Here is a 21005-nt window from a genome sequence, read left to right as displayed (position 1 = left end):
CTACGAGCGGGCCTTCGCGGAGCTGGCGAGTGCCGGTGCGGGGCCGGGCGATGTCGTCCAAGTCGTGGAGTACGCGACCGATGCCGTGCTCGAGACGTACGCCGAGGTCGAGGCGGCGCGACGGGACGCGCTTGGCGGCCACCGGGCGCCGGTCGCGACAGTGGCGGTGGAGGCACTGCCCGGCGGGGAGGACCTCGCCGTCGAGCTGACCGCGTATCCCGGCGGCGGCGAGCTGATCGAGGCCGCGCCCGACGACATGCACCGCGGCACGGCTCGCGTCGCCGGCGGCATCGTCTACCTCCCGAGCATCCACCCGCGCGGCGGCGACTTCCGCTCCCAGTACCGGCAGTGCCTCGAACAGGCCGCCGACCTGCTGAAAGCCGCTGGGCTCAGGCTCGGGTCGCTCGTCCAGACGACCGACTACACGGCGAACGCGACCCGGTCGGAGTACCCGCGCTGCGGCCGCGTCCGCAAGGAGCTCCTGGGCAACGCCGACGGCGTGTTCCCCGGCGCCGCCGGCATCATCGTCGACCGGCCGGTCGTGCCGGGCGCGATGGTCTCGCTGGACGCGATCGCGTCCACCGCGACGCTGAAGACCGTCAATCCCGGCTGGAAACGGTACGACACGCTCACCTACAAGCCGGGCGTCGCAGCGGGCGACACCCTGTTCATGTCGGGATTCGGGGCGCTCGAACCCGCCACCCAGAAGAGCATCTTCGACGGCGACCTGCACGCCCAGGCCGAATACGTCTACGCCTCCATTGCCGCGACGCTCCGCGAGGCGGGCCTCGGTGACCGGCCGCCCTACGGCGGCGTCGTCCGGCTCGTCGAGTACCTCACCCCGGACGCCGTCGCCGGCTACGACGAGGTCGCCGAGATCCGCCGCAGGTACTTCGGCGACTCCCCGGCACTGTCCGCGGTGGTGTGCTCGGCGCTGCTGCGCCCCGACTTCATGATCGAGGTCGTTCCGACGGCGGTCCTGGCCCCGGCGGGGGAGAGCGCATGAAACTGCTGACCGAGGAGATGAGGGCGCTCATCGGGAGCGAGGTCGCCTACACGGCGCCGGAGGAACTCGGACGCGCGTCGATCCGGTACTTCGCGCAGGCCGTCGGCGACGACAACCCGCTCTACACCGATGACGCCTACGCGCGCGAACACGGATACGACAGCGTCATCGCCCCGCCGACGCTCATCATGGAGACGAACCAGTACACCGGGCTGCCGCGCGGCGACGACGGGTTCGCCGGGCACATGTGGGACCTCGACGTCCTCGGCACGCGGCTGGTGCGCGGCGGCAACTCCTACACGTTCCATCGCCCGGTCCGCCCGGACGACGTCATCACCGCCACCTGGCGGATCAGCGACATCACCGAGCGGGTCAACGGCAGGGGACAGGCGATGCTCATCGTCACCTCCACCGCCGCCTACACCGACCAGCAAGGCGAACCGCTCGCCACCAACGAGGAGACGCTGATCTACGTGGAGATCTCATGACGGCCGTCGCGGTGGGGGACGCGGTCCCCGAGCTGGTGCGCCGCATCGAACTCGCCGACATGATCGCCTACGCGGGCGCGACATGGGACTGGCAGCGCATGCATTACGATCCCGCGTTCCTCGAACCGCGCAAGCTGCCCGGGCCAGTCGTGGACGGCCAGGTTTTCGGCGCGCTGCTCGCCGAGCAGGTGCAGGACTGGCTCGGCCCGTCTGCGCGGCTGGCGACGCTGCGGTTCCGGTTCAAGAACCTGGTGTTCGCGAACGAGACCGTCCGCTGCACCGGCACCGTCACGGCGGTGGACGGCAGCCTGGTGACCATCGAGCAGAAGGTCGAGGTGGTGGAGGACGGCCGCGTCGCCGTCGCGCCCGCCGGCTGCGAGGTGCGGCTGTGACGGTCGCGATCGCGGGCGCCGCCGAGTCCGACCTCGGCGACACCGGCGCGTCCGTCCTCGGCCTGCACGCGCAGGCCGTCACCCGCGCGCTGCACGACGCCGGGCTCGCGCTCTCCGAGGTCGACGGCATCGCCACCACCGGCGTCTCCCGGTTCTCCGCCACCCAGCTGGCCGACTATCTGGGCGTCCAGCCTTCCTGGACGGACTCGACGTTCGCCGGCGGGTCCGCGTTCGAGATGTTCGTCGCCCGCGCCGCGCAGGCCATCGAGGCCGGGCAGTGCGGTACCGTCCTCATCGCGTTCGCATCGAACCAGCGGTCCGCGCGGTCGCGGTCGCTTGGCGGCGCCGTCGAGCCGCACACTCCCGAGGCGATTTTCGAGTCGCCGTACGCGCCGCTGTACCCGATCTCGTACTACGCGATGGCCGCGCAGCGCTACGTGCACGTCTACAAGGCCGACCGTGAGCAGATCGCCGAGGTCGCCGTCGCGGCCCGGGAATGGGCGCTGCGCAACCCCAAGGCGTTCCGGTACGGCGCGGGCCCGCTCACCGCCGCCGGCGTTCTCGACGCGCCGATGATCTCGACGCCGCTGACGTCCGCGGACTGCTGCCTCGTCACCGACGGCGGCGGCGCCGTCGTCCTCACCTCGCTGGAACGCGCCCGCGACCTGCGACGGCCGCCCGTCGTCGTCCTCGGCTACGGGGAGTCCACCACCAACACCAGCATGACCTCGGCGGACGACCTGCTGCGCCCCGGCTCGTTCGACTCGGGACGCCGCGCGTTCGCGATGGCCGGGCTGGCACCGTCCGACGTGGACGTCGCCGAGGTCTACGACTCCTTCACCGTCACCGTCCTGCTGACGCTGGAGGGCCTCGGCTTCTGCGCCCCTGGCGACGCCGCCGGATTCATCGCCGGCGGGCGGACCCGTCCCGGCGGCGACTTCCCCCTCAACACCAACGGCGGCGGCCTGTCCTACTGCCATCCCGGACAGTACGGGCTGCTGCTGCTGGTCGAGGCCGTCCGGCAGCTGCGCGGCGAATGCGGCGACCGGCAGGTCGACGGCGCCGAGGTGGCGCTCGCGCACGGCACCGGCGGCATCCTGTCCAGCCACGCCACCGTCCTGCTGGGAGCCGACCGGTGATCGAGGACCGGTGGTGGGACGCCACGCGGGACCGGCGCCTGGCCGTCCAGCGCTGCGCCTGCGGGCACGCGCAGCACTATCCGCGCGAACTGTGCACCCGCTGCGGCGGCACCGACCTGATGTTCGACGACGCCTCCGGGCACGGCACCGTCGACTCGTTCACCGTCGTGCACCGCGCCCCGTCCTCCGACGTCGAGGCACCCTACGTCGTCGCGCGTGTCCGGCTCGCCGATGGACCGATCATCCTCACCCACCTGGCCGGCCCCGGCCCGTGGGCCTGCGACGAGCCCGTCCGGCTCGGCTGGCGGCCCCTCCCGGACGGCCGGCACCTCCCCGTCTTCACCAAGGACGCCTGATGGACTTCGAACTCACCGACGAGCAGCGCCTCTTCCGCGACACCCTCCGCGCCTTCGTGGACCGCGAGATTCGGCCCGTCGTCCAGGAATGGGAGGCCGCCGACCGGTACCCGACCGAGATCGTCGAGACGATGAAGGGCCTCGGCCTGTTCGGGCTGACCGTCCCCGAGGAGTACGGCGGCCTCGGCGCCGACATGGTCTCCTTCGCCCTGGTCTTCGAGGAGATCTCCAAGGGCTGGATGGGCATCGCCGGCATCCTCGGCAGCCACTCGCTGTCCTGCTGGATGATCGCCCGGCACGGCACCGCCGAGCAGAAGGCCTGCTTCCTGCCCGACCTCGCCGCCGGCCGCCGCCGCACCGGCATCGGCCTCACCGAACCCGGCGCCGGCACCGACCTGCAGGGCATCGCCGCCACCGCCCGCCGCGACGGCGACCACTACGTCATCGACGGGCGCAAGACCTGGATCACCAACGCCCGGCACGCCAGCCCGCTGCCGGTCCTGGTCAAGACCGACCCGTCCGCCTCGCCCGCGCACCGCGGCATGTCCGTCCTGCTCGTCGAGGACGGCTTCGAGGTGCTGCGCGACCTGCCCAAACTCGGCTACAAGGGCACCGAGTCCTGCGAGATCGTGTTCGACGGCGCCTGCGTCCCCGCCGCGAACCTGCTCGGCGGCGTCGAGGGACGCGGCATGCAGCAGGTGCTGTCGGGCCTGGAGACCGGCCGCATCAACGTCGCCGCCCGGTCCCTCGGCATCGCGCAGGCCGCCTACGACGAGGCTTTGCGGTACGCGGCGCGGCGCGAGGCGTTCGGCCGCCCGATCCAGGACTTCCAGGCGATCCAGCTCAAGATCGCCGACATGGCGATCAAGGTGCAGGCCGCCCGGCTGCTCGTCTACTGGGCCGCGTCCCGCGCCGATGCCGGCGACCGCGTCGACATGCAGGCGGGCATGGCCAAGACCTTCGCCAGCGAGGCCGCCATTGAGTGCGCCCTCACCTCGATGCAGGTCCACGGCGGCTACGGCTACTCCAAGGAGTTCACCGTCGAGCGGCTCTACCGGGACGCGCCGCTGATGAGCATCGGCGAGGGCACCAACGACATCATGCGCACCGTCATCGCCAAGGCGCTGACCTCCGGCAAGGAGACCGTGGGGTGAGGACGACCGCGCTCTACGTCCCGGGCGACCGCCCGGACCGCCTCGCCAAGGCCCTGACGCTCGGCGCCGACGAACTGATCGTCGACCTGGAGGACGCCGTCCCCCTCTCCGCGAAGGAGACGACCCGCGCCGCCGTCGCCGCCTGGCTCCGCGCGCTGCCCGCCGACCGGCCGCACGTCACCGTCCGCATCAACCCCGGCGAACTCGGCCACGCCGACGCCCGCGCTCTCGTCGGCCCCGGCCTCGACGGCCTGTGCGCCGCCAAGGTCGAGAGCACGGACAACCTGCACGCCCTCGACGCCGCCCTCGCCGACGCGCCCGGCCTCCCCGTCGTCCCGCTGCTAGAGTCCGCCGCGGCCGTCCTGGCGGCACCCGAGATCGCGTTCGCGCCGCGGGTCGCCGACCTCCAGATCGGCGAGGCCGACCTGGCCGCCGACCTAGGCGTCACGCCCGGCCCGGACGAGTCCGAGCTGCTCTGGGCCAGATCCCAGGTGGTCGCGGCGTCCGCCGCCGCCGGGCTGCGCCCGCCGATCGGCCCGGTCTCCACCGAGTTCCGCGACCTCGACGCGTTCCGCTCGACCACGCTGCGCCTCAAGCGGCTCGGCTTCCGCGGCCGCGCCTGCGTCCACCCGGCCCAGCTCCCGGTCGTCGCGGAGGTCTTCACTCCGACACCGTTTGAGCTGGATCGGGCCCGTGCTCTACTCGCCCGCCACGAAGCCGCCCTCGCCTCCGGCTCCGCCGTATGCGTCGGCGAGGACGGCCGCCTAGTCGACGAGGCCGTCGTCCGCGCCGCCCGCGCCCTGCTCGCCTGACCGCCGAGGGACGCCAGGCCGGAGTGACGATGCTCGGCCACCCGCGGAACCCGACGCCATGTCCGGCCGAGTGCGCACGAGCAGACCTCGTACAGTGCCGGCGGCGATCACCGGTTCGATATCTGCGGTGGCCGAGCTCCAGAAGGTGTAGCCACATTGCGCCGCTCGGCCCGCCCGGCTACGTCGCACCGATCGGCTCACCGTAACCGACACCCACGCCCCCTATCGTCTCCGTCAATTCCCGTGGTCGCGAAAGGTGGGTTCTTGAACTGCCTGGATGTGGCGGGGAGGGCAGGACCCGTTGGTGATGCAGTCGCTGTCGGTCTCATGTCCCAGGGCTGGGACAGCAGCGAGGTCGCCACCCTGCGGCGCGCGGCCGTCCGGAGCGCTCACCGCAGGGTTCGCGACCAGTCCCGAGACCGGCTCTCGAATGTCTCGAGATTACGGCCGGTCAGGGCCAAGCGCCGGCCCGGTGGGCTGTGCGCGCTCTGCTGACGCGGTCTCCTTGAGCTCGACGAAGATCGCATGCGTGTCGGTGTCGCCGATGTTCCGCCCGGCGTGTTCCTGCGCCCCGAGCCATCGCACCTGCCCCGTCTGCAGGGCGAGCTCGACCTGGCGCTCACCGGAGGTCAGTCGCCGGGTGAAGGACGACAGCGTGATCATCACGCTGTCCGGGTGCCGGTGCGGCGTGGTCGCCTCTCCGGGCCGGTCGCGGTACCGCAGGACGCGGCCCCGTTCGTTCTCGAAGACCACCGAGTACAGGCCCGGATTGCTCACTGCGGGATCTTGGCTCATGAGCGCCTCGCCCAGGTCGGATTCCAAATATGGGACGACAGTAGGCATGCCGGTACCATACGAGCAGACCGGGCGCCGTCAGCAGAAGTCCCGCACCCGCCAGGCCCTCATCGAGGCCGCCCGCCGCCTGCTGGCAGACGGCGCCGACCCCGCCGTCGAAGACGCCGCCGCGGCGGCGGGCATCTCCCGCACCACCGCCTACCGCTATTTCCCCAACCAGCACGCCCTGCTGAGCGCCGCCCACCCTCAGAACGAGCGAGCCTCTCTGCTTCCCCCGGATCCCCCCGCCGACCCGGCAGCCCGGCTGGACCTGGTCATGACCGCCTTCACCCAGCTCACCCTCGACTGGGAACCCCAACTCCGCGCCTCGCTGCGGCTGTCCCTGCAACCCGGCACCGATCAGCCCCCGCTGCGCGGCGGGCGCGCCATCGGCTGGATCGAAGACGCCCTGGCCCCGCTGGCCGACACCCACCCCGACCTCGACATCCACCACCTCGCCGTGACGATCCGCTCCGCCACCGGCATCGAGTCGCTGATCTGGCTCACCGACATCGCCGGCCTCACCCGCCAACAGGCCACCGACACCATGCGCTGGACCGCCCAGGCCCTGCTCACCCAAGCCCTCACCCAAGCCCCGAACCAGCACCGCCCCCACCACTGAGCACCCCGGTCCAGACCTGTGCGCAGAGTCTGCGGAGGCGTCGAATCTAAGGTGAAATCGCAGGTCAGCAGGGAGTGTCCAGTTAACGGCTCTGTCGCTGGCCGGCTTGTCCGGTGCTGCTGGGACCAGTGACGGTCAGCCGAGTTCGAGGGTGAGGATCGGGTCGCTGGTCGGCTGGGGGGAGCCGCTGGCCGGTTCGACTGTGACGCCGAAGCGTTGCGCGTCGCCGAGGCCCGTGGTGACGACCGGGTGGGTCGTGTAGTTCAGGGTCCCGGCGGAGCGGGGGGCGGTGGGGCCGAGCCACCACATCTGGTAGGTCTTGGCCGACGGCAGGTGCCGCAGCCCGGAGGTGGTGACGACGGCCTTGCCGAGCGAGCGCGACGCGACGACGGTGACGGTGGCGCCGGTCGGTGCGCGGGTGGTGGAGGTGTGTGCGTCCGGTGCGGTCATCACGGCGGTGACCTGGTGGTTCAGGGCTTGGGCGTGCTCGGCGGAGCGGTGGAAGTGCCATGCCGCGCCGCCGCCGGCTAGGGCGAGGACCAGGCAGGCCGCGGCGGCGAGCCAGTTCAGTCCGTGGGTGCGGGGGGACGGGAGGCGGCGGCCCAGCGGCGGCGGCGACTGGCGGGTTCTGGCGATTTCGGCCATGACGCGTCCGCGCAGCTCGTCCGGCGGACGGTGCGAGGCGGCGAGCGCGAGCCGGGCCGCGGTCTCGCGGAGTCCGGCGGCCTCCTCGGCGCAGGCGGTGCAGCCGGACAGGTGGCGCTCGAAGCGGCGCCGCTCGGTGTCGGCGAGCGCGTCCAGGGCGTAGGGGCCGGCGAGGTCGTGCGGGTCGTGGGTCATGGCTGCACTCCCAGGCAGTCACGCAACCGGATGAGTCCGTCGCGCATCCGGGTCTTGACGGCGGCGAGGCCGACGCCGAGCAGCTCGGAGACCTCGCGGTAGGTGTAGCCGCCGAAGTAGGCGAGCGTGATCGACTCGCGCTGGGTCTCGGTCAGGTGCCCCAGGCAGCGGCGCACCTGCTGGTGTTCCAGGCGGGTGCCGACCTCCTCGGCGACCTGGTCGTAGTCGGGCGCGGGCGCGGCGGTGCGCTCCTGGCGGGCGCGGTCGGCCTGGCTGGAGCGCACCCGGTCGACGGCGCGGCGGTGCGCCACGGTCAGCGCCCACGACGTCGCGCTGCCGCGTTCGGGGCGGTAGTGCGCCGCTTTGCGCCACAGCTCGACCAGCACGTCTTGGGCGATCTCCTCGGCCTGCGCCGGGTCGCGGACGACCCGCAGCGCCAGCCCGTAGACGGGTCCGGACAGCCGCTCGTACACCTGGGCGAACGCGTCCTGGTCGCCGCGCGCGACGCGGCCGAGCAGCTCGGCCAGGTCGGGCGGGCCTTCCGCTACCAGGCGCGGCCCTTTGGCCGGTTCGTTCATCTCCACACCGGTAGTTCGGTGCTGGCGGTCCCGAGGATGGGTCTAGAACTTGTCGGTGATTCGACCCATCCACAAGCCGTCCGGCCCCGAACACCGGTTGTGACAGGCAAACGAGCATCCGGACCACTGCGGTGGGCGACCGCCGCGCTCCGCGGACTGCTGGCCGCCGCGGCCGCGATGGGCGTCGCCGAACTGGCGGCCGGGATGCTCGGCCGGGCGTCGTCCTCGCCGCTGCTGGCGGTCGGCGCGGGGTTCATCGACCTCACCCCGGTGTGGTTGAAGGACTTCGCGATCCGCCACTTCGGGAGCAACGACAAGACGGTGCTGCTGCTCGGGCTCGGCGCCGGGATCACGGTCGCGGCGCTGGTCATAGGACTGGTGAGCAAGCCCCGGCTGGTCTTTGGCCTGATCGGGCTCGCCGCCTTCGGAACAGTCGGGGTCCTCGCGGCGCTGACCCGGCCGGTCGCCGAGCCGGTCGACGCACTGCCATCGGCGGTCGGTGCGCTCGCCGGCATGGCCGCCCTGGTCGTGCTGGCACGCAGCGTCCGCCCGAAGCTCCACTCGAGGCACCGCGCGTCACCCATCCGACCTCCCGAAACGACCGCTGCGGGCGAAGCCGCCCACGGCACCGCTACCCCGGTCGGCGACCAGGCAACCGGCCCCCGCACAGAGTGGGAGAACGGGCCAGAACGCCGCTCCAAGGACACCCCCGACCCGGCCCCCGGGGAAGGTGCCGGGATCGATCGGCGGCGTGTGCTTTTGACCGGTGCCGGCGTGATCGGCGTCGCCGCGGCCGGCGGGGTGTCGGGGCGGGTGCTGCTGCGCCGCGGCGACGTCTCCTCCGTCCGCGCGAAGCTGCGGCTGCCGCGCGCGGCGAGCCCGGCGCGGCCGGTGCCGCCGGACGCCCAGATACGGATGCCGGGGATGACGCCGTTCCGCACCCCCAACAGGGACTTCTACCGGGTCGACACCGCGCTCACCCTGCCGCAGGTCGACCCGCGCGACTGGACGCTGCGCATCCACGGCATGGTCGCCCGGCCCGTCGAGATGTCGTTCGACGACCTGCTGCGCGAGGCGCTGATCGAACGCGACATCACCCTGTCGTGCGTGTCCAACCAGGTCGGCGGCGACCTCGCGGGCAACGCCCGCTGGCTGGGCGCGCCGCTGGCGCCGCTGCTGCGCCGGGCGGGGATCGCTTCCGGCGCCGACCAGATCCTGTCCCGCTCGTCCGACGGCATGACGCTGTCCACCCCGATCGAGACGATCCTGGACGGCCGGGACGCGCTGCTGGCCGTCGGGATGAACGGCGAGCCGCTGCCGGTCGCGCACGGCTTCCCCGCCCGGATGGTCGTCCCCGGCCTGTACGGCTACGTCTCGGCCACCAAGTGGGTCGTCGACCTCAAGGTCACCCGGTTCGCGACCGACCACGCGTACTGGACCAGGCGCGGCTACGCCGAGCGGGCGCCGATCAAGACGTTCTCCCGCATCGACGTGCCCAAGCCGCTGGCCACCGTCAACGCCGGGCGGATCGCCGTCGCCGGCACCGCGTGGGCGCAGCACCGCGGCGTCGACGCCGTCGAATGGCAGGTCGACGACGGCCCGTGGCGGCAGGCGCGGCTCGCGCCCGTCCCCGGCCTGGACACCTGGCGGCAGTGGATCGCCGAGTGGGACGCCGCGCCCGGGTCCCACACGCTGCGCTGCCGCGCCACCGACGGCACCGGCCGCACCCAGCCCGAACACCGCACGCCGCCGTTCCCGGACGGCGCGACCGGCTGGCATTCGGTGGTGGTCACCGTCACCTGACCGGCCCCGCCGCAATCCACACGAACCAGAACCCATCGGTATCCGAAGCAAGGAGATCACCATGTACCGCACCCGCATCGCCGCAGGCGTCCTCGCCGCGGCCGCCGTCGCCACCGGAGCGGCGGCCTGCTCCAGCAACGACGACGGCAAGGACGGCGGCACCGCCGCCGCGCCCGCCGGTTCGGCACCGGCGACGCCCGCGAGCAGTTCACCGGCCTCCGACCAGCCGTTCGGGCCCGCCTGCTCGGCCGTCCCGGCGTCCGGCAAGGGCAGCTTCAGCGGCATGTCCGCCGACCCCGTCGCGACCGCCGCGTCCAACAACCCGGTGCTGTCGACGCTGGTCACCGCCGTGAAGAAGGCCGGGCTGGTCGACACGCTGAACTCGGCCAAGAACATCACCGTGTTCGCACCGACCAACGACGCGTTCAACAAGATCCCCAAGGCGACGCTCGACAAGGTCCTGAGCGACAAGAAGACGCTCACCGGCATCCTGACCTACCACGTCGTCGGGCAGCCGATCACCCCGAGCGGGCTGGCCAACGGCGACTTCAAGACCCTCAACGGCGCGATGCTGAACACCAGCGGCTCCGGCGAGTCGTTCACCATCGGCAGCGACGCCAAGGTGGCCTGCGGCAACGTCCACACCGCCAACGCCACCGTCTACATCATCGACAGCGTCCTGACGCCCCCCAAGTAAGCGGCTGGCGCGTTCACACCGCCGCCGCTCACTAGAGCGGGGGGGACCCGGCGTGTCGATGACCCACTGGTCCTCGCCTGCCAGCTACCGCGGCTACCGGGATGCCTCCTCCTGCTCCTTCGTGCTGTCCTTGGAGTCGTCGTTCGAGCCGTCCTTGCGGCCGTTCTTCGCGCCCGAACTGGAGGAGCCGGACGAGCCGGAGGTGCTGGAGGAGCCGCTGCTCTTGGTCTTCGAGCCCTCGCCGGACTTCTCCTCCTCCTTCAGCGCCTCCTCGTGGGTCTTGACGACCTCGCTGTCGCGGATCTCGCCGCGCCAGCCCTCGATCTCGTCCGCGCGGGTCAGCGACTGCGTCATCACGTGCCGGCGGAAGTGCTTGAGCTCCAGCCGGACGCGGCGGCCCTGCGCGCGCCACAGGTTGCCGGTCCGCTCGAACAGCCCCTGCGGGTGGTATTCGAGGACGACCAGGACGCGGGTGAGGTTCGGTGCCAGCTCATGGAAGCTGACGGCACCGTCCACGTGGCCCTTGGGGGCCTTGGAGCGCCAGACGATGTGCTCGTCCGGCACCTGCTCGACGATCGTCGCCTCCCACGTCCGCTTGGACCAGAAGATCTTCGCCTGCCAGTGCAGCTTCTCCTCGTCCGCCTGGTCGACGTTCGTGACCTTCTTCATGAAGGACGAGAACTCCTGGAACTGCGTGAACTGGTCGTTAGACGAGGCGGCGCGGCGCACCGATGTCGGTGTGCTCGACGATGTTGGTGACCTTCACCTTCTTGCCGCCGCCCTTGCCGCCGCCCTTCTTGAGGGCCCCGCCGACGGTGTCCTTGAGGCGGCCGAACAGGCCCTTCGTCTTCTCACCGGCCTTCTCGGCGGGCTTGCCGGCGGTGTCCTTGGCCTTCGCGGCGGTGTCCTTGGCCTTGTCCGCGGCCTTGCCGGCGGCGCCCTTCGCGGACGAGCCGCCGCCCTTGGCACCGGACTCCTCGGAGGCGCCGCCATTCGCCGGCGCGGACTCGTCGCCCTGGCCGCCCCGGCGGCTGAGCGCGCGGCCCGCGGCGACGGCGGCGCCGGCGCCGAGCAGCACGCCGCCGGTCGTACCGAGCGCCTTGCCGCCGGGGATGCCGCTCGGCAGGTTCCGGACCAGGCCGCCCAGCCCACTGCGCTTGCGTCCGCCGATCGGCAGCTGCTTGGCAATATTGCCGATGGGAACGGGTCCCACCTTGGTTCCGCTTCTCATGGTGCGTCCTCCCACGTATTGGTTTGAGTGGTTGTCGGTTTCGGGAGTCTGTTTACGAGGCTTTCTGGACGACCTCGCCGTCGTGGATTTCGCCGCGCCACCCCTCGATCTCGCCGGGGGCGGCGGTCAGCGACCTGGTCATGACGTGGCGGCGGAAGTGCTTGAGCTCCAGCCGGACCCGGCGGCCCTGCGCGCGCCACAGGTTGCCGGTCCGCTCGAACAGGCCGCCCGGGTGGTACTCCAGGACGAGCAGGACGCGGGTCAGGTCGGGCGCCAGCTCATGGAAGCTGACGGTCCCGTCGACCTTTCCCTTGGCGGCGTTGGAGCGCCACACGATGTGGCGGTCGGGGACCTGCTCGACGATCGTCGACTGCCACGTCCGGCTCGACCAGACAATCTTCGCCTTCCAGTTCAGCTTCTCGTCGGACTCCTGGGCTACGCTCTGCACTTTTTTCATGAAGGATGGGAAGTCCTCGAACCGCGTCCACTGGTCGTAGACCAGCTGGCAGGGCGCGCCGATGTCGATCTGCTCGACGATGTTGGTCAGCTTGCCGCGCCCACCGAGGCTGAAGATGCGCTTGAGCGTCTCCTTGAGTGCGGTCCAGCCGAAGCTCAGCAGCGCACGCGCCGGAGACTTGCCCTCATATAAGGCGCGCGCGCCCGCAAGCAGTGCCTTGACCATGGGACCGCCGTGCTCGGCCTTGGCCGCCAGCCGCCGCACTGACCGCTCCAGCCTTCTTTGGTACCGGGCGACGACCCGGCCGGTGATCTGGCGGACGGTGCGGCCGGCTGCGGTCGCGGCTAGGACGCCGCCCGCCCCGGCGGCGAGCCCCGTCCGGAACTTCATGCCCCCATCACCTCCACGCCGTCCTGGTTGACGGCCGTTCGGTTTGGCCATCGGCTGAGCGGGTCGAACCGGACTGGATGGGAGTGGGCGTCGGGATGAGGTTCCTGCACCGGTGTCACGGTTCTCCTTTCGGGAGGGGGGAGGGAAGCCGCTGTGAGGCGGCGACGGGAACGGCGAGCGCAAGCCGGTGGCTTGGAGGCATGGAGGCCGTGCCGCCGGGTGCCGGTGCCCGTCACGTGTCGACGGCTTCGACCTTGCGCCATCGGGCCTCGAAGAAGGAGTACACGCCGAAGATCACCAGTCCGGCCGCCATCGCGACCAGCAACCAGGGACCGGCGGGAGTGCGGGCGAACTCGCGCAGGGTGCCGTCCAGCCCCTTAGCCTTGCCGGCGTCAAAGGCGACCGCGGCAAAGACCAGGAAAACGCTGATCCCACCGAACACCAGGCCGCGCACGAGATGGCCGATCACGCCCACCACGGCGGCGGCCCGGCGCACGTGCCGGTGCATCTGCTCGGTCTTGAGTTCCTCCAGGAACTTGCGCATGACCGCCTTGAAAATCATCACCACGCCGACGGCCGCGACCCCGACGCCGATCGCCAGCACCAGCAAGCGCCCGCCCGGCTCGCCCATCGCCTTGGCGGTGAAGGACTGGGACTGCTGATCGGACGACTTGCCCTTGCTGCCCAGCGCGAAGCCCAAGGTGCCGGCGAAACTGGCGGTGTACGCAATGGCACGGCCGAGAGAGGTCAGCCGCTTGTGCGGCTTGTCGCCGTCGGGAACCGGCTGCCCGTACAGCGCCTCGGCGTACTGCCACAGGGTCAGGCCGGCGAACCCCACCACGATCACCCAGAGCGCCACCTTGCCGCCGGGCGTTCCCACCACGGTCGCCAAGGCGCCTTTCTGGTCGGCCTGGCCGCCTCCCGAACCGAAGGCGACCTGTGCGGCGAGCACACCGATCAGCAGGTAGATGACTCCGCGGCCCGCCAGCCCGATCCGGGCCAGGTGATGGAACCACGAGTGTCCTGCGGCTTTGCGTCCCGTCTGCTGCACCTGTTCCTTCGCTGCGTTGGCCGACATTTCGCAACCTTCCTTGAGGGGGCCAGGCGTCCTTTATCTATGACCCACCAAACCCGCCGAGCGTGAAACGGACGGTGATAGCGCCCTTCACGGCGCTGTCCGAAGTTGTTGGTGAGATCATCACCGCCGTTGCGGCACGCGCAAGCAGCGCGCATCTCGGGTTCGCTCCGGCGAGCTCTCTGTCCTTTAGGGCCAGCTTCGATCCCTAGGTCGGAGCACCCGTTATGGGTTAGCGGAGCCGATCATCAAATCTTGTTTTTTGCTGCCACGGCGTGGCAAAAGCGGGTGCCTCCCGCTACTCGAAGCGGGAGGCATCCGGGATATATGAAGACCGGCCGCGGTCGGGCATGGCAGCGCACCGCGCCGCGGCCGGGAGACCCGGGACCTGCAGGCGTGTCCGCTACCAGCGGTACCAGCGGCCGCGGCGGCCGGAGGAACCGGAGCTGCGCGCGAGGAACCCCACCAGCCACAGGACCAGCACGATGGCGGCCACGATCCACAGGAACTTCAGTGCGAAACCGGCGCCGAACAGAAGCAGCGCCAGTAGCAGCACCAGAATCATCAACCAGGGCATCAATGCCTCCTTCGTTTCGGCCGCGATCTTGCCCGCGTCCGATCGACCGATGCACCGTGGAGATCACGAAACAATATCGCTACCATGTGCGACCAATGTAGCACCTTGTGTAAAGGTCGTGGGATGTGGCTGATGGTCGCGCAGACCACAGCCTTCCCGCGTGGTCAGGACCTGCACAGGCGACTCGATTCGACACTGAGTGAATGGTCCGAAGTTCGGGCCTGAAGTCGCGTCTACTGGGAGGCCATGCAGGGAAAGGGCGCCGTTTACCGGCTGCGGCGGGGCGGCATCGGTACGAATCCGCTGGTGCTGGAGACGTAGTCGGCGTAGCCGGCGCGGGTGTGGGCCATGCGCTTTTCCAGCAGCGGTTTGCCGGTTCCCTTGGCCAGCAGGGCTGTCATCAGCGCCGGCGAGAAGAGGGTGAGCAGGCCGGTCCAGTGATCGCAGGTGGCAAGGAACAGGCCCCACCACACCAGCGCGTCGCCGAAGTAGTTGGGGTGGCGGGTGTAGCGCCACAGGCCGGTGTCCATGACCTTTCCGTGGTTGGCCGGGTCGGCGGTGAAACGGGTCAGCTGGAAGTCGCCGACGGCTTCGAACGCCAGCCCCACTGTCCATATGAGCACGCCGGCATAGAACGCGGCGCCCGGCGGGCCGTCCTGGTACATGGCCACCTGGATCGGCAGGGACACCAGCCACAGGACCAGGCCCTGCGGCAGGTACACCTTCCGCAGCGCATACAGGGTCCTGTTGCCCGGGGCTTTGGCCAGCAGGTCCTCATAGCGCGGGTCCTCTCCCGCGCCCCTGGCGCGCCATCCGATGTGCACCGCCAGCCGCAGCCCCCACAGGACGGTCATCGCCAGGACGACCCAGCGGCGCACCGCGTCTCCCTGCCCAACCGACACCGCGGCGCTGACCGCGGCGATGGCGCAGAAGCCGAGGCCCCAGGCGACGTCGATGACGCTGTGCCGGCCGAGCTGGGCCGCCAGCGCGAACGTCACCGCCAGGACTGCGGTGACGGCCGCCGCCGTGCAGGCCAGGTTCCACCAGAATGTGGTCACGGGTGGTCGGCGCGGGCGTCGGTGGGGGAGCCGAGGTCGGTGCGGGCCGGCGGGAGGCCGCTGCGCCCGCCGGCGTCCGGGCGGACCGCGAGGATCTGGTCGACGCCCATCCGGCCCTGCTCGAACGCCAGTCCGCCGCCGGCCAGGTACAACCGCCACACCCGAGCCGTCTCTTCGCCGACCAGCGCAACGATCTCATCTAGCCGGGCCTCAAAGGTCTCCTGCCATTCACCGACGGTGCGAACGTAGTGTTCGCGCATCCCGTGCACGTCGACGACCTCCAGCCCGGCAGCCTCCAGCAGCCCGACCGTCTCACCCACCGGGCGCATGTGCATGTCGGGCGCGATGTAGCGTTCGATGAACGCGCCGCCGCCGGGAGCGCGAGCCCCGCGCGACATCTGCTGGATCAGCACCCGGCCGCGGGGCCGGACGAGCCTGCGCAGCGCGGCGGCGAAGGCGGGGTAGCCGCGCCGGCCGACGTGCTCGCCCATCTCGATCGAGGAGACCGCGTCGAACGGGCCGCCGGTGATGTCGCGGTGGTGCTGGAGCCGGATATCGACGGGGAGTCCGGCGGCGCGTTCGCGGGCCAGCTCAGCCTGCTCGCGCGACAGGGTGACACCGGTGACGTGCGCGCCGTACTCGCGGGCGGCGTGGACGGCCAGCGCGCCCCAGCCGCAGCCGACGTCCAGCAGCCGCATCCCGGGCCGGAGCCCGAGCTTGCGGCACACCAGGTCGAGTTTGGCGCGCTGCGCCTGCTCCAGGTCCATGTCCGGGTGCTGCCAGTAGGCGCACGAGTAGACCATCCGCGGGTCCAGGACGAGCGCGTAGAAGTCGTTGGACAGGTCGTAGTGGTGAGCGATGGCGGCGTGGTCGCGGGTACGCGTGTGCAGCCGTCCGGTGAGGCGGGCCTCGGTGGCCGGCGTGGGCGGTGGTGGGCCGGCGGCGCCGAGTACCAGCAGCGCGCGGGCCGCCGCCAGCAGCGTCGACCGTCGGCGAGGTCGCCGTCGACGTCCAGGTCGCCGCTGACGTAAGCGCGGGCCAAGCCGAGCTCGCCGGGGCTGCGCACCAGCCGCCGCAGCGCGTCCGGCGAGCGCAGCACGACCGCGGGCGCGTCTGCCGGGCCGGTCTGGCTGCCGTCCCAGGCACGCAGCCGTATCGGCGTAGCGCCGCCGAACAGGCCATCCACGACGGGCCCCCAGCAGCCTCGCGACACCGCCCGCCGAGGCGGTGGAGCGGGGGCGTGCGCGGGTCCGGGTCGTCATCGGAGGTCCTCCGAGCGGGTGAGCAGGAACTGCTGGACGTCGAGGTAGCCGGCAGCGAAGCCGGCCTGGGAGTAGGCGAGGTAGAAGACCCACATGCGGCAAAAGACGGGGTCGAAGCCGAGCCCGGCCACCTCGGGTCCGGCAGCCAGGAACCGCTCGCGCCAGCGGCGCAGCGTCTCGGCGTAGTGCGGGCCGAATCGCAGCCGCCCGTCCGGGCTGGGCGCGGCGGACCGCAGCCCGGCAGCGGCGGCGCATCCTTCGATCGCCTCGGTGGAGGGAAGCATGCCGCCAGGGAAGATGTACTTCTCGATCCAGGTGTGGGTGTCGCGGGAGGCCAGCATTCGGTCGTTGGGCATGGTGATGGCCTGCAGGGCAGCGCGGCCGCCGGGCGCGAGCAGCCGGTGCAGTACCGCGAAGTACTCGGGCCAGTGCCGCATCCCGACCGCTTCGATCATCTCGACGCTGATCACCGCGTCGTGCACGCCGTCGGCGTCGCGGTAGTCGCGCAGCTGCACCCGGACGCGGTCGGCGAGCCCGGCCCGGGCGATGGGGACCCAGGCGAGGTCGCGCTGCTCAGCGGACAGGGTCAGGGACCGTACGTAGGCGCCGCGGCGTCCGGCGCGCAGCGCCAGCTCGCCCCAGCCGGTGCCGATCTCCAGCAGCCGGGTGCCGGGCCCGACGCCGGCGAGGTCGAGCAGCCGGTCGATCTTGCGGTGCTGGGCCGCGGCGAGGTCGCCGGTGAGCGTCCCGTCGGGCTGCTGCTCGAACAGCGCGGCCGAGTAGGTCATCGTTTCGTCCAGGAACAGCGCGAACAGCTGGTTGAACAGGTCGTAGTGGTGGGCGACGTTGCGGCGGGCGCCCTCGGCGCCGCCGTCGTCGGCGTCCGGTCGGGGTCGCACCGCCAGCCGCCGCAGTCGCTGCAGCGGCGCCGGGACGAGCGCGGGCAGGTGCGCGGCGAACGCGGTGAGCACGCCGGGCAGGTCGTCGGCGTCCCAGTCGCCCGCCATATAGGACTCGCCGAAGCCGATCAGGCCGCCGTCGCCGAGCCGGGCGAAGAACGCGGCGGGCCGGACGATCCGCATCACCGGCCGTCCGGACGGTGCCGCCGGTCCGCGCGGTGCCGCCACCGGGAGTTCCGTCCCGGGACCGTGGGCGATCGTGACGGGTAGCCGTGAGGCCGCGCGCGCGAACAGGCGGCGCGCCACGGCGGCGCGGACCCCGTAATGGGGCGCGGGCGCGACCGGTCGGGACGCTTGGGCTTCGGAACCGGTGAGTGCGCTGGTGGTCATGATCGGACCTGCCCCTCCCGGGTCTTCTCGGGTGATGTGGCACCGGGCGCGCCGGGTTCGGGGACCGGCGGCGCGCCCGGTGGCTTCTGTCGGTGCGTCCTCGGGTACGGCCGAAGCCCCCGCAGGTACAGCCGGACGCCTTGGACGCGGATACGCACGGCGCCCACCAGGGGCGCCATGGGGTGGCGCAGCACCGCCCTGACCAGGTTGGACGTGGTCGCGGGGAGGCGTGCGCCGCGCAGCGCGGCGACGAACGGGGCGTCGTCGCCGCGGTGAAGCGCGATCGCCAGCGCGAGCTTGCGGTCCGGGACCGGGAGGCTCATCCGGTAGATGCCCTCGACCGGGTAGAACGGTGACACGTAGAAGGCCTTGTCTGTCTCCGCCCGCCCGACCGCGTCGGTGTGCAGCAGGTAGCGGTGCCGCTCGCCGTAGGTGTTGTGGACCTCGGCGACCACGCAGCGCAGACCGCCCGCCTGGTCGAAGCACCAGTACACGGTCAGCGGATTGAACACGTATCCAAGGACGCGCGCGTGCGCGAGCATCAGGACCGTTGCGGCCGGCTCGACCCCGTTCTCGATCAGGAACGCGTCGAGATTGGCGCGCACGGACCATCCCGGCTCCCCCCTGTGGTCCTCGTGCCGAAATCCTGCGAGGAAGCGCACCGGCCCACGCGGGAACGGCAGCGCGTCCAGATCGACCAGCCACAGATAGGTCCCGTACCGGAACGCGTTGCGCACCGGGCCCGGGCGCACGTGCGTGAGGGTGCATTCGTACAGCGCCGGTACTAGCGCCGGTACTGAGGTCACCACACACCGCCCAGCGCGCGGGCCGCCTCGACTCCGGAGCGGCAGCCGTCCTCGTGGAAACCCCACCCGTGATAGGCGCCCGCATAGGCCAGCACACCGTCGTTCAACGCGGGAAGCCTGCGCTGGGCCGCCACCGACTCCGGCGTGTAAATCGGATGCTCGTACTCCATCCGGGCCAGTACATGCTCCTCGGCGATGTCTCCGTTCAGCGTGACGACGTGGCGCTGAACGCCGGGCAGCCCTTGGAGCAGGTTCAGGTCGTAGTGGACCCGCACGTGGCGTGGCCGCGCGGCGCACGAGTCCATGCAGTAGTTCCATGAGGCGCGGGCGCTTCGGGCACGCGGCAGGACCGAGGCGTCGGTGTGCAGCACCGTGCAGTTCCGCGAGTAGCCGATCCCACCCAGAACCTCGCGTTCGTCGCGGCTGGCGTCGGCGCGCATGGCCAGCGCCTGTGCCGGGTGCGTGGCGATGACCGCGCCGTCGAACACCGCCACGCGGTCGGAGTCATCACGGATCTCCACGCCGCCGGTGACGCGCCGCACCGCGCGGACCGGAGTCGCCGTGTGGACAGCGGTGAGCGCCTTGGCGACCTGCTCCACGTAGGTCCGTGACCCGCCGACCACCGTCTTCCATTGGTGGGAACCGTTCACCGACAGCATCCCGTGGTGTGCCAGGAACGTGAACAGGTAACGGGCGGGGTACTGGTCGGCGAGGTGCGGCGCGCACGACCAGACGGACGCGACGACCGGCGTCATGAAGTGCGCGCGAAAGTAGGAGGAGAATCCACCCGCGTCCAGGAACGCGCCCAGCGTCTGGTCGTCGCCGTCGTCATCGAGGACGGCGCGCGCGGCACGGTGGAACCGCGGCACCTCGGCGAGCATCCGCAGGTAGCGGGCACTGGACGCGGACCGCGGACGCGCGAACAACCCGGCCGGGCCGCGTGCTCCGGCGTACTGCAGTCCGCATCCGGCGCAGCTCACCGACAGGCTCATCTCGGTGTCCCGCGTCGTCACCTCCAGCTCGGTGAACAGCCGCCGCAGGGTCGGATAAGTGTGGTCGTTGTGCACGAGGAAACCGCTGTCGACGGCGAGCACCGCCCCACCGGAGGCCACGTCGTGGGTGTGGGCGTGCCCGCCGAGCCGCCCATCGGCCTCATACAGCGTGACGTCAGCCGTCCTCTGCAGGACGTGCGCGGCCGTCAGCCCCGAAACCCCCGCCCCGATCACCGCGATCGCTCGCCGCGCGTTCCCCACCGGCATGCCATCCCTTCCAGAGCCCGGGACGCTCCCGCCGCCCTCACCCCTGGTTCGGAGCCAGACCTGGACCGGACGGCTCCGCAACCATGTGTCCTGGGTCACAGGCAGCCGGGAGGGAGTTGGCTGCCCGCACTCCCGCGCCGGGGGGCGACTCGGCGGCCCGACTAGTGACGATCTTGATGAGGCGACGTCCTGGGGCGAGGCCTCAGCCGCCCCATTGCTGAACGCGATCGGCGCGGCGCGGCTAGGAAGGGGCCGAAGAGCAGGTCCGCCGACTGCACTGGCGGCTCTCCGTCCCGCACCATGCCGTCCTGACCGCAGCCCCGCTTCGGCAGGAAACGCTGTGGTGAGGAGTCATGGAGAGGTCGTGGAGTTGCTGGCCTGGAACACCTCCACTGCCAGTAGAGTTTCTCCTGAATCAGATTTCGGTAATGCTGGCTCAGGTTTTCTGGGGTCAGTTCGACGAGGTGGCGAGGAGGTGTGCTGATGCCCTCCGGGCTGGTGTCCTCGGCGGGCAAGACGTTGCCAGGCGTGACGTCGCCGTCGAAGCCGTGGACGTTCCTGACCAACCACGCGCGGGTGCTGATCTGTATCGCCCGTGACCCCACCGTCCGGGTCCGGGACATCGCCGAGCAGGTCCAGATCACCGAACGCAGCGCCCAGATGATCGTCGGGGATCTGGAAGAGGCCGGTTACCTGACCCGCACTCGCCAGGGCCGCCGCAACCATTACGCCCTTATCGCCGATCGTCCTTTCCGCCACCCCGCCGACTCCGGCCACCAGGTCCTGGCCCTGATCGCCCTGTTCACCCAGAGCGATGGCAGCGGTCGAGCCGACGGCCAACACGATGGTGGTCCGCGGCGTTCGTGACCGGCCCACGCCC

At 71.3% G+C, this 21005-nt stretch carries 24 protein-coding genes; 11 read left to right on the top strand and 13 right to left on the bottom strand.

Features of this window, described 5'->3' with window-relative positions; genetic code table 11:
• Positions 1 to 64 precede the first annotated feature (64 nt).
• Genes QP089_RS03055 through QP089_RS03025 form a run of 7 tightly spaced genes read left to right on the top strand, consistent with a single transcriptional unit; the run spans position 65 to position 5347 of the window.
• Positions 65 to 1006, top strand: coding sequence for a RidA family protein (locus tag QP089_RS03055; protein WP_285909623.1), 942 nt, complete (start codon positions 65 to 67; stop codon positions 1004 to 1006).
• Positions 1003 to 1494 carry an FAS1-like dehydratase domain-containing protein gene (locus QP089_RS03050; protein ID WP_285909622.1) on the top strand — a complete coding sequence of 164 codons (492 nt, stop codon included), beginning with the start codon at positions 1003 to 1005 and terminating at the stop codon, positions 1492 to 1494. The genes QP089_RS03055 and QP089_RS03050 overlap by 4 nt, the downstream gene beginning before the upstream one ends.
• Positions 1491 to 1886, top strand: a complete 396-nt coding sequence (locus tag QP089_RS03045; RefSeq protein ID WP_285909621.1) for a MaoC/PaaZ C-terminal domain-containing protein — start codon at positions 1491 to 1493, stop codon at positions 1884 to 1886. The genes QP089_RS03050 and QP089_RS03045 overlap by 4 nt, the downstream gene beginning before the upstream one ends.
• A complete protein-coding gene (locus QP089_RS03040) occupies positions 1883 to 3025 on the top strand; it encodes an acetyl-CoA acetyltransferase (RefSeq protein WP_285909620.1) in 1143 nt (380 codons plus the stop codon). Before QP089_RS03045 ends, QP089_RS03040 begins: the two co-directional genes overlap by 4 nt.
• Positions 3022 to 3381 carry a Zn-ribbon domain-containing OB-fold protein gene (locus tag QP089_RS03035; RefSeq protein ID WP_285909619.1) on the top strand — a complete coding sequence of 120 codons (360 nt, stop codon included), beginning with the start codon at positions 3022 to 3024 and terminating at the stop codon, positions 3379 to 3381. Before QP089_RS03040 ends, QP089_RS03035 begins: the two co-directional genes overlap by 4 nt.
• Entirely contained in the window at positions 3381 to 4535 is a 1155-nt protein-coding gene (locus QP089_RS03030; RefSeq protein ID WP_285909618.1) for an acyl-CoA dehydrogenase family protein, read from the top strand. The genes QP089_RS03035 and QP089_RS03030 overlap by 1 nt, the downstream gene beginning before the upstream one ends.
• On the top strand, positions 4532 to 5347 hold the full coding sequence (locus QP089_RS03025) for an HpcH/HpaI aldolase/citrate lyase family protein (RefSeq protein WP_285909617.1): 816 nt from the start codon (positions 4532 to 4534) through the stop codon (positions 5345 to 5347). Before QP089_RS03030 ends, QP089_RS03025 begins: the two co-directional genes overlap by 4 nt.
• 441 nt (positions 5348 to 5788) lie before the next feature.
• Here the strand turns inward: QP089_RS03025 and QP089_RS03020 are convergent, their stop codons facing one another.
• Positions 5789 to 6124: a cupin domain-containing protein gene (locus QP089_RS03020; RefSeq protein WP_285909616.1), complete on the bottom strand. Its 336-nt coding sequence runs from the start codon at positions 6122 to 6124 to the stop codon at positions 5789 to 5791.
• 64 nt (positions 6125 to 6188) lie between these two features.
• Here QP089_RS03020 and QP089_RS03015 point away from each other — a divergent pair, with 64 nt between their 5' ends.
• Complete coding sequence (locus QP089_RS03015; protein WP_285909615.1) at positions 6189 to 6803, top strand: TetR family transcriptional regulator; 615 nt, start codon at positions 6189 to 6191, stop codon at positions 6801 to 6803.
• 135 nt (positions 6804 to 6938) lie between these two features.
• Here the strand turns inward: QP089_RS03015 and QP089_RS03010 are convergent, their stop codons facing one another.
• The gene (locus QP089_RS03010; protein ID WP_285909614.1) at positions 6939 to 7643 is read right to left on the bottom strand and encodes an anti-sigma factor; all 705 of its coding nucleotides are present in this window, start codon (positions 7641 to 7643) and stop codon (positions 6939 to 6941) included.
• The gene (gene sigK / locus QP089_RS03005) at positions 7640 to 8221 is read right to left on the bottom strand and encodes an ECF RNA polymerase sigma factor SigK (protein ID WP_285909613.1); all 582 of its coding nucleotides are present in this window, start codon (positions 8219 to 8221) and stop codon (positions 7640 to 7642) included. The genes QP089_RS03010 and sigK overlap by 4 nt, the downstream gene beginning before the upstream one ends.
• Before the next feature lie 99 nt (positions 8222 to 8320).
• On the opposite strand from sigK, the gene QP089_RS03000 reads away from it, so the two are divergent.
• Together QP089_RS03000 and QP089_RS02995 are read left to right on the top strand one after the other, a co-directional pair.
• Positions 8321 to 10024 (top strand): molybdopterin-dependent oxidoreductase, encoded by a 1704-nt coding sequence (locus QP089_RS03000; RefSeq protein ID WP_353070435.1) that lies wholly within the window; start codon positions 8321 to 8323, stop codon positions 10022 to 10024.
• 61 nt (positions 10025 to 10085) lie between these two features.
• A complete protein-coding gene (locus QP089_RS02995; RefSeq protein WP_285909612.1) occupies positions 10086 to 10721 on the top strand; it encodes a fasciclin domain-containing protein in 636 nt (211 codons plus the stop codon).
• Between the two features lie 93 nt (positions 10722 to 10814).
• Here the strand turns inward: QP089_RS02995 and QP089_RS02990 are convergent, their stop codons facing one another.
• The 10 genes from QP089_RS02990 to QP089_RS02945 all read right to left on the bottom strand — a co-directional run bounded on the left by QP089_RS02990 (position 10815) and on the right by QP089_RS02945 (position 20125).
• Entirely contained in the window at positions 10815 to 11390 is a 576-nt protein-coding gene (locus QP089_RS02990; protein WP_285909611.1) for an SRPBCC family protein, read from the bottom strand.
• Positions 11391 to 11427: 37 nt separating this feature from the next.
• Positions 11428 to 11952: a hypothetical protein gene (locus tag QP089_RS02985; protein ID WP_285909610.1), complete on the bottom strand. Its 525-nt coding sequence runs from the start codon at positions 11950 to 11952 to the stop codon at positions 11428 to 11430.
• Positions 11953 to 12004: 52 nt separating this feature from the next.
• Positions 12005 to 12799 (bottom strand): SRPBCC family protein, encoded by a 795-nt coding sequence (locus tag QP089_RS02980; protein ID WP_285909609.1) that lies wholly within the window; start codon positions 12797 to 12799, stop codon positions 12005 to 12007.
• A gap of 232 nt (positions 12800 to 13031) precedes the next feature.
• A complete protein-coding gene (locus tag QP089_RS02975; protein ID WP_285909608.1) occupies positions 13032 to 13877 on the bottom strand; it encodes a DUF1206 domain-containing protein in 846 nt (281 codons plus the stop codon).
• Positions 13878 to 14277: 400 nt separating this feature from the next.
• Positions 14278 to 14451, bottom strand: a complete 174-nt coding sequence (locus tag QP089_RS02970; RefSeq protein ID WP_285909607.1) for a DUF5670 family protein — start codon at positions 14449 to 14451, stop codon at positions 14278 to 14280.
• Positions 14452 to 14717: 266 nt separating this feature from the next.
• Positions 14718 to 15509 carry a DUF1295 domain-containing protein gene (locus QP089_RS02965; RefSeq protein WP_285909606.1) on the bottom strand — a complete coding sequence of 264 codons (792 nt, stop codon included), beginning with the start codon at positions 15507 to 15509 and terminating at the stop codon, positions 14718 to 14720.
• The gene (locus QP089_RS02960; RefSeq protein WP_353070434.1) at positions 15506 to 16771 is read right to left on the bottom strand and encodes a class I SAM-dependent methyltransferase; all 1266 of its coding nucleotides are present in this window, start codon (positions 16769 to 16771) and stop codon (positions 15506 to 15508) included. The genes QP089_RS02965 and QP089_RS02960 overlap by 4 nt, the downstream gene beginning before the upstream one ends.
• A complete protein-coding gene (locus QP089_RS02955; protein ID WP_285909605.1) occupies positions 16768 to 18060 on the bottom strand; it encodes a class I SAM-dependent methyltransferase in 1293 nt (430 codons plus the stop codon). Before QP089_RS02955 ends, QP089_RS02960 begins: the two co-directional genes overlap by 4 nt.
• Positions 18057 to 18866 carry a DUF1365 domain-containing protein gene (locus QP089_RS02950; protein ID WP_285909604.1) on the bottom strand — a complete coding sequence of 270 codons (810 nt, stop codon included), beginning with the start codon at positions 18864 to 18866 and terminating at the stop codon, positions 18057 to 18059. Before QP089_RS02950 ends, QP089_RS02955 begins: the two co-directional genes overlap by 4 nt.
• Entirely contained in the window at positions 18863 to 20125 is a 1263-nt protein-coding gene (locus QP089_RS02945) for an NAD(P)/FAD-dependent oxidoreductase (RefSeq protein WP_285909603.1), read from the bottom strand. The genes QP089_RS02950 and QP089_RS02945 overlap by 4 nt, the downstream gene beginning before the upstream one ends.
• Before the next feature lie 483 nt (positions 20126 to 20608).
• Here QP089_RS02945 and QP089_RS02940 point away from each other — a divergent pair, with 483 nt between their 5' ends.
• Positions 20609 to 20992, top strand: coding sequence for a helix-turn-helix transcriptional regulator (locus tag QP089_RS02940; RefSeq protein WP_285909602.1), 384 nt, complete (start codon positions 20609 to 20611; stop codon positions 20990 to 20992).
• The last annotated feature ends 13 nt before the right edge of the window (positions 20993 to 21005 follow it).

Source organism: Actinomadura opuntiae (genome assembly GCF_030283205.1).
Lineage (GTDB): Bacteria > Actinomycetota > Actinomycetes > Streptosporangiales > Streptosporangiaceae > Spirillospora.
The sequence above is the reverse complement of the archived record's forward strand: the minus strand, read 5'-3'. Positions and strand labels throughout refer to the sequence as shown.